This is a genomic window from Streptomyces sp. NPDC051636 (assembly GCF_044453765.1).
Taxonomy (GTDB): Bacteria; Actinomycetota; Actinomycetes; order Streptomycetales; family Streptomycetaceae; genus Streptomyces.
The window spans coordinates 376,148-388,779 of the sequence record NZ_JBITDA010000001.1 but is presented as its reverse complement, the minus strand read 5'-3'; the positions used below and the strand labels follow the sequence as shown (position 1 = coordinate 388,779).

Annotated in this window: 10 protein-coding genes; 2 read left to right on the top strand and 8 right to left on the bottom strand. The window is 70.9% G+C overall.

Annotated features, from left to right (window positions below; all coding sequences use genetic code 11):
• The first annotated feature begins 30 nt into the window (after positions 1 to 30).
• Positions 31 to 1,137, top strand: coding sequence for a mechanosensitive ion channel family protein (locus tag ACIBBH_RS01830; protein WP_399400884.1), 1,107 nt, complete (start codon positions 31 to 33; stop codon positions 1,135 to 1,137).
• Positions 1,138 to 1,179: 42 nt separating this feature from the next.
• Here the strand turns inward: ACIBBH_RS01830 and ACIBBH_RS01825 are convergent, their stop codons facing one another.
• The 5 genes from ACIBBH_RS01825 to ACIBBH_RS01805 all read right to left on the bottom strand — a co-directional run bounded on the left by ACIBBH_RS01825 (position 1,180) and on the right by ACIBBH_RS01805 (position 6,475).
• Positions 1,180 to 2,766: a Na+/H+ antiporter gene (locus ACIBBH_RS01825; RefSeq protein WP_399400882.1), complete on the bottom strand. Its 1,587-nt coding sequence runs from the start codon at positions 2,764 to 2,766 to the stop codon at positions 1,180 to 1,182.
• Between the two features lie 85 nt (positions 2,767 to 2,851).
• The gene (locus ACIBBH_RS01820; RefSeq protein WP_399400880.1) at positions 2,852 to 3,319 is read right to left on the bottom strand and encodes a GNAT family N-acetyltransferase; all 468 of its coding nucleotides are present in this window, start codon (positions 3,317 to 3,319) and stop codon (positions 2,852 to 2,854) included.
• A complete protein-coding gene (locus ACIBBH_RS01815) occupies positions 3,316 to 4,260 on the bottom strand; it encodes an RluA family pseudouridine synthase (RefSeq protein WP_399400878.1) in 945 nt (314 codons plus the stop codon). The genes ACIBBH_RS01820 and ACIBBH_RS01815 overlap by 4 nt, the downstream gene beginning before the upstream one ends.
• Positions 4,261 to 4,312: 52 nt before the next feature.
• Entirely contained in the window at positions 4,313 to 4,915 is a 603-nt protein-coding gene (gene lspA / locus ACIBBH_RS01810) for a signal peptidase II (RefSeq protein ID WP_399400876.1), read from the bottom strand.
• A gap of 78 nt (positions 4,916 to 4,993) precedes the next feature.
• Positions 4,994 to 6,475, bottom strand: a complete 1,482-nt coding sequence (locus ACIBBH_RS01805; protein ID WP_399400874.1) for a TraR/DksA C4-type zinc finger protein — start codon at positions 6,473 to 6,475, stop codon at positions 4,994 to 4,996.
• Positions 6,476 to 7,045: 570 nt separating this feature from the next.
• Between ACIBBH_RS01805 and ileS the strand changes: the two genes are divergently transcribed.
• Positions 7,046 to 10,198, top strand: a complete 3,153-nt coding sequence (gene ileS / locus ACIBBH_RS01800; protein ID WP_399400872.1) for an isoleucine--tRNA ligase — start codon at positions 7,046 to 7,048, stop codon at positions 10,196 to 10,198.
• A 188-nt stretch (positions 10,199 to 10,386) separates the two neighbouring features.
• Here ileS and ACIBBH_RS01795 read toward each other — a convergent pair whose 3' ends face one another.
• From ACIBBH_RS01795 to ACIBBH_RS01785, 3 genes are read right to left on the bottom strand one after another with little or no spacing between them, the layout of a single operon-like run.
• Positions 10,387 to 11,541 (bottom strand): DivIVA domain-containing protein, encoded by a 1,155-nt coding sequence (locus ACIBBH_RS01795; protein WP_399400870.1) that lies wholly within the window; start codon positions 11,539 to 11,541, stop codon positions 10,387 to 10,389.
• A 53-nt stretch (positions 11,542 to 11,594) separates the two neighbouring features.
• Positions 11,595 to 11,885 carry a YggT family protein gene (locus ACIBBH_RS01790; protein ID WP_399400868.1) on the bottom strand — a complete coding sequence of 97 codons (291 nt, stop codon included), beginning with the start codon at positions 11,883 to 11,885 and terminating at the stop codon, positions 11,595 to 11,597.
• Positions 11,886 to 11,935: 50 nt separating this feature from the next.
• Entirely contained in the window at positions 11,936 to 12,568 is a 633-nt protein-coding gene (locus ACIBBH_RS01785; RefSeq protein WP_399400866.1) for a cell division protein SepF, read from the bottom strand.
• Positions 12,569 to 12,632: the final 64 nt, after the last annotated feature.

Here is a 12,632-nt window from a genome sequence, read left to right as displayed (position 1 = left end):
GCCCCCGGAGCGGCGGTTAGGTTCGCAGGCATGGACGCACTCCGCCCGCTGATCGTGATCGGCAGCGCGGTCCTGGTCACCCTGGCCATCGGCTGGGCCACGGACCGGCTGCTGCGCAAGGCCGACGAACAAGACCATGAGACACCGCTGTGGGGACTGCTGCGCCGGGCGCGCATCCCCTACCAGCTCGTACTCTGCTCCGCCATGCTCCGAGGGTCCTACGACCAGGCGAAGCTGCTGGAGCGGCACCAGACCGCCATCGGCCGGACGCTGACCCTGGTGCTGATCGGGTCCGCCGCCTGGCTGGTGATCCGGATCGCGGGCGCGATAGTCGAGACGTCGTACAGCCGGTACGCGCGCGTGCACCGGGACGCGGCCCGGGTGCGCCGGGTGCGCACCCAGGTCGAGCTGATCATGCGCGTGGTCTCGGCGATCGTCATCGTCGTGGCCGCCGCCTCGATGCTGCTGACGTTCCCCGCGATGCGCGCGGCCGGTGCCTCGCTGCTGGCCTCGGCCGGCATCCTCGGCATCGTCGCCGGTGTCGCCGCGCAGTCCACGCTGAGCAACATATTCGCCGGACTGCAGATCGCCTTCGGCGACATGGTGCGGATCGGGGACACGGTGGTGGTGGACGGCGAGTGGGGCACGGTCGAGGAGATCACGCTGACCTTCCTGACGGTGCGGACCTGGGACGAGCGCCGGATCACCATGCCGGTGTCCTACTTCACGTCCAAGCCGTTCGAGAACTGGTCGCGCGGCACCCCGCAGATGACCGGCATCGTCTACTGGCACCTCGACCACACCGCGCCCATCGAGGCGATGCGCGAGAAGCTCCGGGACATCCTGCGCGAATGCCCGGCCTGGGACGGCCGCGCCCACGGCCTCCAGGTCACCGACTCCACGCCCAACACCATCCAGGTGCGCGCCCTGGTGACGGCGAAGGACGCCGACGACATCTGGACGGTCCGGGTCACGGTCCGCGAACAGATGATCACCTGGCTGTGCGCGGAACACCCCTACGCCCTGCCCCGCGTCAACACGGCCGACGCGGTGCTGCCTGCGCACTGGGCCCGCATCCCCTCTCAGGACGGTGTCCACCGCCGCGCCTATGAGCAGCCGAGGACGGGCAGGGGCTGATGAGGTCCGCGCACGGAAGCCCGCCGACGGGGCACTGCACGGTCACCGCAGACTGCGCACGTCCAGATGCCGCAGCACCCGGTCCACGATCTCCGGATCAGCCCCGGGTTCGCTCCGCGCCGCCATCACCTCGTGCCGGGCCGCGCTCAGCATCTCGCCCTGGATCCGCCGCACCCGCTTCAGCCTCCGCACCCGCTTCTCGTGCGCCTCCCGCCGCTCGTCCTCCCCCACGTCGGGACTGATCCGCAGCCCGATGTCGAACGCCCGCCGCGCCATCTGCTCGGACAGCTCCTCCGGCAGTTCCTCGACCTGCTCGATCTCCTTCAGCCGCCGCTTCGCCGCCTTCGCCGCCCGCACGGCGAGCTCCTTCTCGAACTCCTTCTCGCGCTCGGTGTCCGCCCGCACCCCCAGCCTCTTCACCAGCCACGGCAGGGTCAGCCCCTGCAACACCAGCGTTCCCATGATCACCCCGAAGGCGATGAACACGATCTCGTCCCGGTCGGGGAACGCCGACCCGTCGTCGGTCCGCAGCGGGATCGCCAGCGCCAACGCGACGGACGCCACGCCCCGCATCCCGGACCACCACATCACGACGGTCTCCCGCCAGCTCGTCGGGATGTCCTCGTCGTAGTCCCGCCTCGCATGCAGCCGCTTGGTCAGCCAGGTCGCCGGCATCAGCCACAGCAGTCGTACGAGGACCACCACGCCCAGGATCGCGGCCGCCCAGCCGAGCAGTTCGCCCCACCGCCCGGCCGCCGTCCGGATCGCGTTGTGCAGTTCCAGTCCGATCAGCCCGAACGCCACCCCGGTGACCAGCGTGTCGACGATGTCCCAGAAGGCGTGCCCCGCGAGCCGGGTCATCACGTCGTCCGGGTCGGAGGCGTACTCGGCGATGAACAGCGCGGTGGTGAGCACGGCGAGCACCCCGGAGCCGTGCAGTTCCTCCGCGAGCACGTAGGAGGCGTACGGCACCAGCAGTGTCAGCCCGATCTGCAGCGTCGGGTCGCCCAGCAGGTCCAGCAGCCGGTTCGCGCCCCAGCCGAGGGCGATGCCCACGGCGACCGCGACGACGGCGGACAGCACGAGGTCCAGTCCGGCCCGCCACGGGGAGAAGCTCCCGCTGACCACGGCGGCGATCGCCACGTGGTAGAGCACGATGGCCGTGACGTCGTTGAACAGCCCCTCGCCCTCCAGGATCGACACCAGCCGGCGCGGCAGCCCGAGCTGTCCGGCCACGGCGGTCGCGGCGACCGGGTCGGGCGGGGCGACCAGCGCGCCCAGCGCGACGGCGGCGGCGACCGGCAGTCCCGGCACGATCGCGGAGGCGACGGCGGCCACGCACACCATGGTGACGAACACCAGGGCGACGGCGAGCAGGAAGATCGGCCGTTTGTTGGCGGTGAACTGCCGCCAGGACGTCCGCCGTACCGCCGCGTACAGCAGGGGCGGCAGCAACGCGGGCAGGATCAGGTCCGGCGGGATGTTCACGTTGGGCACGAAGTCGGCCACCGCGAGCACGATGCCGAGCAGCGTCATCAGCACCGGCGCCGGCAGTCCCAACCGGTCCCCCGCCGGCACGCTCACCAGGGCCCCGAGCAACAGCACGAACAACAGGGCCAACTGATCCACGGCCAGCGCTCCGGGAGGTCGACGTCACACGGCTGACCTCAAGCCTGCCATGGCCCCCTGCTCACCGGCCTTTCGGCCTCCCCTGCTACAGCGCGCGCCGCATCGCCCGGTGCGCAATCCCCGCCTCCGGGTACTCCGGCCCGTACGCCACGTATCCGAGCCGCTGGTAGAAGCCCAGCGCTTGGGTCTGCGCGTGCAGGTCCACCGCCGTCAGCCCACGCGCGCGTGCCGCGTCCTCGATGGCCCGCACCAATGCCACGCCGACGCCCAGTCCGCGCGCCTCCCTGGCGACGGCCAGCCGCCCCAGGGAGCCCACGGACGCGTCACCGCCGGTCTTGCCGGTGGCCGCCTCGCCGTACAGCAGCCGTCCGGTGCCCAGCGGCACGCCGTCCTCCCGGACCGCCAGCACGTGGACGGCGACGGCGTCGTAGGCGTCGTACTCGATGTCCTCGGGGACGCCCTGCTCACCGACGAAGACCTCCTTGCGCACGGCGAAGCAGGCCTCGCGGCCGGCCGCGTCCTCGGCGACCCGCACGGCGTAGCCGAGGCTCACGCGTAGGTCTCCTCGCGGACCTGGTCCAGGGCCTGCTGCAGGTCCTCCGGGTAGTCGCACGCGAACTCCACCCACTGCCCGTCCCCGGGGTGTTCGAAGCCGAGCCGTACGGCGTGCAGCCACTGGCGGGTCAGGCGGAGCCGCTTGGCGAGCGTGGGGTCGGCGCCGTAGGTCAGGTCGCCGACGCACGGGTGGCGGTGGGCTGCCATGTGGACGCGGATCTGGTGGGTGCGGCCGGTCTCCAGCTTCACGTCGAGCAGGGAGGCGGCGCGGAAGGCCTCGATGAGGTCGTAGTGCGTCACCGAGGGCTTGCCGTCGGCCGTGACGGCCCACTTGTAGTCGTGCTGGGGGTGTCGGCCGATGGGGGCGTCGATGGTGCCGCTCGTCGGGTCGGGGTGGCCCTGGACCAGCGTGTGGTAGCGCTTGTCGACCGTGCGCTCCTTGAACTGGCGCTTGAGCGACGTGTACGCGTACTCGGACTTGGCGACCACCATCAGGCCGGAGGTGCCGACGTCGAGGCGGTGGACGATGCCCTGCCGCTCGGCGGCGCCCGAGGTGGAGATGCGGTAGCCGGCGGCGGCGAGCCCCCCGATGACGGTCGGCCCGCTCCAGCCGGGGCTGGGGTGGGCGGCGACGCCGACCGGCTTGACGATCACGACCACGTCATCGTCGTCGTGCACGATCTCCATGCCCTCGACCGGCTCGGCGACGACCTGCACGGGCGCGGGTGCCTGCGGCATCTCGACCTCGAGCCAGGCCCCGCCGCTCACCCGCTCGGACTTCCCGACCACCGCGCCGTCGACCGAGACCTTCCCCGCCGCGGCGAGCTCGGCGGCCTTCGTACGGGAGAAGCCGAACATGCGGGAGATGGCGGCGTCGACGCGCTCGCCCTCCAGGCCGTCGGGCACGGGCAGGGTACGGATCTCGGGAAGCGTGCTCACCCGTCGAGTATGCCGGACGGGTCCGGCAGCGCCGACCGAGCCTCCCGCGCCGTCAGTCCTTGTGGACGGTGCCGTCCGGGTCCAGGCCGCGGAAGGACAGCAGCACGATGAGGATGCCGCCGCAGACGATCGCGGAGTCGGCCAGGTTGAACACCGCGAAGCCCTTGGGCGCGATGAAGTCGACGACCTCGCCCTGGAAGATCCCCGGCGAGCGGAAGATCCGGTCGGTGAGGTTGCCGAGGGCGCCGCCGAGCAGGAGGCCGAGCGCGATCGCCCAGGGCAGGCTGTAGAGCTTGCGGGCGAGGCGGACGATCACCACGATCACGGCCGCCGCGATGGCCGTGAAGATGACCGTGTAGGCCTGTCCGAAGCTGAAGGCCGCGCCCGGGTTGCGGATGGCGGTGAACTCCAGCCAGTCCCCGAGCACCTTGATCGGCGCGTGGTGCTCCAGCTTCGCGACCACGACCAGCTTGCTGACCAGGTCGAGGGCGTACGCGAAGGCGGCCACCGAGAACAGCACGGCGATCCGGCGCCGGCCCCGGGGCCGCTCGGCCGGGGCCGCCGCAGTCGCCGCGGTCGCCGCGGTCCCATGGTCCCCCGCTCCAGCCGCGTCCGGGGTGTCCGGCGTACCGATGATGCGCTCCGCCTCTGCCACGTGAGTCCCTCAACCTAGGTGCCTGACTTCACACGAGACTACGGCACGCCCCGGCGGACCCCTGTGCTGGTCACCGGCTCAGTACCGGCGTTCCTGCTTCTGCTTGCACTCCACGCACAGGGTGGCCCTGGGGAAGGCCTGCATACGGGCCTTGCCGATGGGGTCGCCACAGTTCTCGCACAGACCGTACGTGCCCGCTTCGAGGCGTTCCAGGGCGCGCTCGGTCTGGATGAGCATCTCGCGCGCGTTGGCGGCCAGCGCCATCTCGTGCTCGCGCGTGATGTTCTTGGCGCCGGTGTCGGCCTGGTCGTCGCCGGCCCCGTCCCCGGACTCCCGCATGAGCCCGGCGAGGGACTGCTCGGACGCGGTGATCTCCGCGCTGAGCCGCGCTTCCTCGGACTGCAGCTCGGCGCGTGCCTCCTCGACCTCCTCGAGGGTCCAGGGGTCCTCGCCGGGGCGTACCGCGAGCTCGCCGGGCTCCACCGCGGCGAGGCGTGCCTTGGGGACGGCGGTCTTCGCCGCCGTGGCCGTGCCAGGAGTCTTCTTCGCAACCACCGTCGTGGCTCCCGTCTGCTTCGCGGCCTGCGCCGCGCCCGCCTTGTTGGCCGAACTCTTCCCGGCCACCGTCTCCTCGGTGCCCGCCACTCCGCTACCGCTACCCTCAGCACCGGCCTCCTTGACGCCGGGTCCCTTGGCTCCGGGTTCCTTCCCGCCGGCCTCCTTGGCGGCAGCTCTCCCGGCGCCCGGCTTCTTGGCCGCCGCCGTCCTGGGGCCGGTCCCCGTGGCGGCAGCTTCCCGGGCGACGACCTCCTCGGCACCCGACTCCCCGGCCGCCGCCTTTGCGGAGACCGCCTTCTCGACCGCCGACTTCCCGGGCCCGGTCTCCGGGGCCGCCGCCCTGCGGCCGCCCGTTCCCTTCGCCACCGCCTTCACGACATCGGACTCCTTGGCCGCAGTCTTCCCGGAGCCGGGCTCCTTGGCCGTCGCCGCCTTCTTGGCCGGGGCCTTCTTCGCTGCACCCTTCTTCCCGGTGGTCCTGGCGCCCGGCTCTACAGCCGTCGCCTTCTTGGTGGCCGCCCTCGCAGGGGCCGGCTCCCTGCCCGTCACGCCGCTGTCGGCGACTGCCCGGGAGACACCCGTCTCCCCGGCAACCGGCTTCTTCCCCGCCCCTTTCCCGGCAGCGACCGTCTCGCCGGCCGACTTCGAAGCAGCCGTCTTCCTGGCCGCCGTCTTCGTCGCCGCCGTCTTCTTGGCCGTGGCTCCCCTGACCACGGTCTTCGCAGGTTCCGCAGTCTTCGTGGCCCCCGCGGTCTTCTCAGCCGCAGCCTTCCTGGCCGCCGTCGTGGTCGCGGTCTTCCTGACCGCGCTCTTCCCAGCCCCGCCCGCCCCGCCCGCGCTCTTCCTGGCCGCACCCCCCTTCACCGGCGCTTCCGCACCGGAGGCCGCCCCCTTGGTGCTCTTCTTCCCGCCCACACCCCTGGCCGCACCACCGCCGGAGGCACCCGCACTGGCCCTGCCGGACGCCGCCGACTGCTGTACGGCGGTCTTCTTCGCCACCATGGCCGCGGCCCCTTCACATATTGTGATCTTGCACGCGAATCGTGCTGGGACGATAAATCGACTTGAGTCCCGCGGCAACGGGGCACGCCGCCCGATTCGCCCGCCCCGCGACCCCCGCGCGACAAGCCTGCATGCGTTGTGCCCAGCTCCCGGCCAGGTAATCCGCCGAGCCGGGCATCCCAGGATCCGAACAGGCGTACCTCGCCATTCGGGTCATCCCGCCCCGCCGGAAACCGGTCTGCCGCTGCCCCCGGGGCGCCGTACACTGGGCGGAGCGAAAAGCGTGGATGGGGACGAGTAGCGGCGTACGCAGCCCAGAGCGACCCGGGGACGGTGGAAGCCCGGGGGCGAGCGCGACGTGAAGATCACCCCGGAGCCGCCGGAAGAAAGCCCGCCCCGGGCGAGTAGAACCGGTATCGCGACCCCAATGAGGGGGCTCATCGGTGCGTACCGCGCGCCGGGGGCCAAGGAGGGTGGTACCGCGGGAGCGCGCCGCACACGGCGTCCGGAAGTCATTCGGCTCTCGTCCCTCCGACGGAAGGCAGCAAGTCCGTTGGAGGAAGCTCGCAGATGACAGCGCCGACGTACCGCCAGGTACCCGCCCAGGTCGACCTGCCCGCGCTCGAACACGCCGTGCTCGACTTCTGGCGCGAGCAGAAGATCTTCGCCAAGACCCTGGAGCAGTCCGAGGGCCGCCCCGAGTGGGTGTTCTACGAGGGCCCGCCCACCGCCAACGGCATGCCCGGAGCCCACCACATCGAGGCGCGCGTCTTCAAGGACGTCTTCCCCCGCTTCCGCACCATGCGCGGCTACCACGTGGCCCGCAAGGCCGGCTGGGACTGTCACGGCCTCCCGGTGGAGCTGGAGGTCGAGAAGGAGCTGGGCTTCTCCGGCAAGCAGGACATCGAGGCGTACGGCATCGCCGAGTTCAACGCCAAGTGCCGCGAGTCGGTCACCCGCCACACCGACGCCTTCGCCGAGCTGACGACCCGCATGGGGTACTGGACGGACCTCGAGGGCGCCTACCGCACCATGGATCCGGCGTACATCGAGTCCGTCTGGTGGTCGCTGAAGGAGATCTTCGGCAAGGGCCTGCTGGTCCAGGACCACCGCGTCGCCCCCTGGTGCCCCCGCTGCGGCACCGGCCTGTCGGACCACGAGCTGGCGCAGGGCTACGAGACGGTCGTCGACCCGTCGGTGTACGTCCGTTTCCCGCTCACCTCCGGTCCGCTCGCCGGCGAGGCCGCGCTCCTGGTGTGGACGACGACCCCCTGGACCCTGGTCTCCAACACCGCCGTCGCCGCCCACCCCGAGGTCACCTACGTCGTCGCGACGAACGGCGAGGAGAAGCTCGTCGTCGCCGAGCCGCTCGTCGGCAAGGCACTCGGCGAGGGCTTCGAGCCCACCGGCCAGACCTTCACCGGTGCCGAGATGGAGCGCTGGACGTATCAACGTCCCTTCGAGCTGGTGGAGTTCCCGGCCGAGGCCCACTTCGTCGTCAACGCCGAGTACGTCACCACCGAGGACGGTACGGGCCTGGTCCACCAGTCCCCCGCCTTCGGTGGGGACGACCTCCGGGTCTGCCGCGCCTACGGCCTGCCGGTCGTGAACCCGGTCCGCCCGGACGGCACCTTCGAGGAGGACGTCCCGCTGGTCGGCGGCGTCTTCTTCAAGAAGGCGGACGAACAGCTCACCGAGGACCTCAAGCAGCGCGGTCTGCTCTTCGAGCACCTGCCGTACGAGCACAGCTACCCGCACTGCTGGCGCTGCCACACCGCGCTCCTCTACTACGCGCAGCCGTCCTGGTACATCCGCACGACGGCCGTCAAGGACCGCCTCCTCGAGGAGAACGAGAAGACGAACTGGTTCCCGGAGACGGTCAAGCACGGCCGCTTCGGCGACTGGCTGAACAACAACATCGACTGGGCGCTGTCCCGCAACCGCTACTGGGGCACCCCGCTACCGGTCTGGCGCTGCGAGGACGATCACCTCACCTGTGTCGGCTCCCGCGCCGAGCTGACCGAGCTGACCGGCACCGACCAGTCCGAGCTGGACCCGCACCGCCCGTTCATCGACGAGGTCACCTTCGCCTGCCCGCAGTGCGGGAAGACGGCCACACGCGTGCCGGAGGTCATCGACGCCTGGTACGACTCGGGTTCCATGCCGTTCGCGCAGTGGGGCTACCCGTACCGGAACAAGGAGCTGTTCGAGAGGCGCTACCCGGCGCAGTTCATCTCCGAGGCCATCGACCAGACGCGCGGCTGGTTCTACACGCTCATGGCCGTCGGCACCCTGGTCTTCGACAAGTCGTCGTACGAGAACGTCGTCTGCCTGGGTCACATCCTCGCCGAGGACGGCCGCAAGATGTCCAAGCACCTGGGCAACACCCTGCAGCCGATCCCGCTCATGGACCAGCACGGCGCCGACGCGGTGCGCTGGTTCATGGCGGCCGGCGGCTCCCCGTGGGCGGCCCGCCGCGTGGGCCACGGCACCATCCAGGAGGTCGTCCGCAAGACGCTGCTGACGTACTGGAACACGGTCGCCTTCCAGGCCCTGTACGCCCGCACGTCCAACTGGGCGCCCAGCGCGGCCGACCCGGCCCCGGCCGACCGCCCGCTGCTGGACCGCTGGCTGCTGTCGGAGCTGCACGCCCTCACCGACCAGGTCACCCAGTCCCTCGAGGCGTACGACACCCAGCGCGCCGGCAAGCTGCTGTCGGCGTTCGTCGACGACCTGTCCAACTGGTACGTCCGCCGCTCCCGGCGCCGCTTCTGGCAGGGCGACAAGGCGGCACTGCGCACCCTGCACGAGGTCGTCGAGACGGTCACCAAGCTGATGGCCCCGCTGACCCCGTTCATCACCGAGCGGGTCTGGCAGGACCTGGTCGTGCCGGTCACCCCCGGCGCCCCGGAGTCCGTCCACCTCGCCTCCTGGCCCGAGGCGGACCTGTCCGCGATCGACCCGGAGCTGTCCAGGCAGATGGTCCTGGTCCGGCGTCTGGTGGAGCTGGGCCGTGCCACGCGCGCGGAGTCGGGCGTCAAGACCCGCCAGCCGCTGTCCCGCGCGCTGGTCGCGGCGACCGGCTTCGAGTCCCTCGACCGCGAGCTGCACGCGCAGATCACGGAAGAACTCAACGTCGAGGCGCTGGCGTCCCTCGCCGAGGTCGGCGGCTCGCTGGTCGACACGACGGCGAAGGCCAACTTCCGCGCGCTGGGCAAGCGGTTCGGCAAGCGCGTCCAGGACGTGGCGAAGGCCATCGCCGCGGCCGACGCCGCCGCACTGTCCCTGGCCCTGCGCGAGGGCACCGCGTCGGTGGAGGTCGACGGGGAGACGATCACCCTCGCCCCCGACGAGGTGATCATCACCGAGACGCCCCGCGAGGGCTGGTCGGTGGCGTCCGACTCCGGTGCCACGGTCGCCCTCGACCTGGAGATCACCGAGGAACTGCGCCGGGCGGGCCTGGCCCGTGACGCGATCCGCCTGATCCAGGAGGCCCGTAAGAACAGCGGCCTCGACGTGGCCGACCGCATCGCGCTGCGCTGGACCTCCACCGACCCGGCGGTCGTCGCGGCCCTGACCGAGCACGCGGCCCTGATCTCCGACGAGGTCCTGGCCACGGCCTTCTTGAATGAGCACAGCGCCCAGGGCGAGGCGGACGACTCCTACGGCGAGCCGTTCACGGACGAGGGCCTGAGCCTGACGTTCCGGCTGCGCAAGGCGTAGGCCGACGGCCCGAGGGCCAGGTCCCCCGCGCGCCCGCGCGGAGACCTGGCCCTCCGTGGTTCTTCTCGGGCACGCCGCAACGCCGCCGGCAACGCGCGTAAAAAGGGCGGAGCCCCGGATGTCGCATCCGGGGCTCCGCCCTGTGAACGCTGCCGACGCCTACGGCGTACTACTGACCGTGCCGGCCGTCAGTTGTCGTCCTCGTCGATCAGGAACCCGCGCATCGGCGAGGGAGCCTGGCCCATCGGGGACGGACCCTGCGGGCGGACCGGGGCCATCGGCTGGGTCATCGCCGGGGTCATCTGCTGCTGGCCGCCGTAGGACGGACCGGCGGGGCTCGGCCCACCGTTCATGCCCTGGTTGCCGCCGTAGGACGGGGCGCTCGCGCCGGCCGGGGCCATGGAGGGCGCCGGGGACGGCGGGAGGGAGGCCGTGGCCGGAGTGCGCGGCGGGGCCAGGGAGTCGTCGGCCTGGGTCTCCAGCTGACGCAGCTGGGACTCGAGGTACGACTTCAGGCGCGTACGGTACTCGCGCTCGAAGCCGCGCAGGTCCTCGACCTTCCGCTCCAGCGTGGCGCGCGCGGACTCCAGGGAGCCCATGGCGACGCGGTGCTTCTCCTGCGCGTCCCGCTCGAGCGCGTCGGCCTTGGCGCGGGCGTCACGCTCGAGACCCTCGGCGCGGCTGCGGGCCTCGCCGACGATCTTGTTGGCCTCGGAGCGGGCCTCGGCGATCGCCTGGTCGGCGGTCTGCTGGGCCAGCGAGAGGACTCGGGCGGCGCTGTCGCCACCGGGGCCCTGACCGGGGCCGCCCATCGGACCGCCCATGGGGCCGCCCATCGGACCGCCCATCTGCTGCTGCATGGGGGGCTGACCACCCATCGGACCCTGGCCCATGGGGCCCTGACCCATCGGGCCGGGACCCTGCGGACCACCCTGACCACCAGGGCCGGCCGGCAGCTGCGGGGCACCGCTCGGCAGCTGGGGCGGGCCTCCCATGGGGCCGCCCATCTGCTGCTGCGGCGGGCCCGATATGCCGGCGGGCACCGGAGCGCCGGGCCCTCGCATGCCCTGCTGCGGCATACCGCCCTGCTGCATACCGCCCTGCTGCATACCGCCCTGCTGCTGGTCCTGCTCCGGGGGCTTGCGCATGTTCTGCTGGTTCTGCGCGGCCGCGCGCGTGGCGGCGGCCAGCTTGGCGCGCAGGTCCTCGTTCTCACGGAGCAGACGGGTCAGTTCGGCTTCGACCTCGTCGAGGAAGGCATCGACCTCGTCCTCGTCATAGCCTTCTCGGAGGCGGACGGTCGTGAACTGCTTGTTCCGCACGTCCTCGGGGGTCAACGGCATCTCTTCACCTCAACGTAGTCATCGGCAGTCGGCAAGACCGTATCGTCCACAACTCACCCCGCGAGGCTTCCCACGACGGAGATGAGGATGTAGACGATGATCATCAGTACGAAGAAGGACAGGTCGAGCGCCACGCCCCCGAGACGCAGCGGCGGGATGAACCGCCGCAGAAGCTTCAGCGGTGGATCGGTGACAGTGTAGGTGGCCTCCAGTACGACCACCATGGCCTTGCCGGGTTGCCACGAGCGGGCGAACTGGAAGACGTAGTCCATGACCAGCCGGAAGATGAGCACGATGAGGAACACCATCAGCGCGATGTAGATCACCTGCGCAAACACGCTCATGGTCTGTGCTTCCCTCTCCCCTGCTCCGTGCTTCGTTCCGGTCGTACTTCTCAGCTCTGGTTGAAGAACCCGCCCTCTGCGATGCGGGCCTTGTCCTCCGCCGTGACATCGACGTTAGCAGGAGACAACAGGAACACCTTCTGCGTCACCCGCTCGATGCTGCCATGAAGACCAAACACCAAACCGGCCGCAAAGTCGACAAGTCGCTTCGCGTCTGTGTCGTCCATCTCAGTCAGATTCATGATCACCGGGGTGCCTTCACGGAAGTGTTCCCCGATGGTACGGGCCTCGTTGTAGGTCCGGGGATGAAGCGTGGTGATCCGGTAAGGCTCTCGTTCCGACACGACCTTGGGCATGATCACCGGTGCGTTCTTCTCCAGGGGCTGACGTTCTTGTGTGATGGATGCCACGGGCGCGATCCGCGCCGGGCGTCCCGATTCCGCGGGGAGCGAAGCGGCATGGGGGATCGGGTCACGCGGCGCGGGAGGCTGCACGACTCGTACCGATTCGTCCCTTTGGGACTGATGCGACTGGTGTGACGGCTCGTGCCGCCGGTGGTCCCTCTCGGGCTCCGGGTCCAGTTCGGGCTCGAAGTCGTCGTCGGGGTCGAAACCGCGGCCGTCGTACCCATCGTCCTCCACGAGGCCGAGGTAGACCGCCATCTTGCGCATCGCGCCGGCCATGCTCTGAGTCCTCCGCTCTGTGGTGGATCGGCTGACGACTGCCAAGTGCCCGCGATCCACGAGG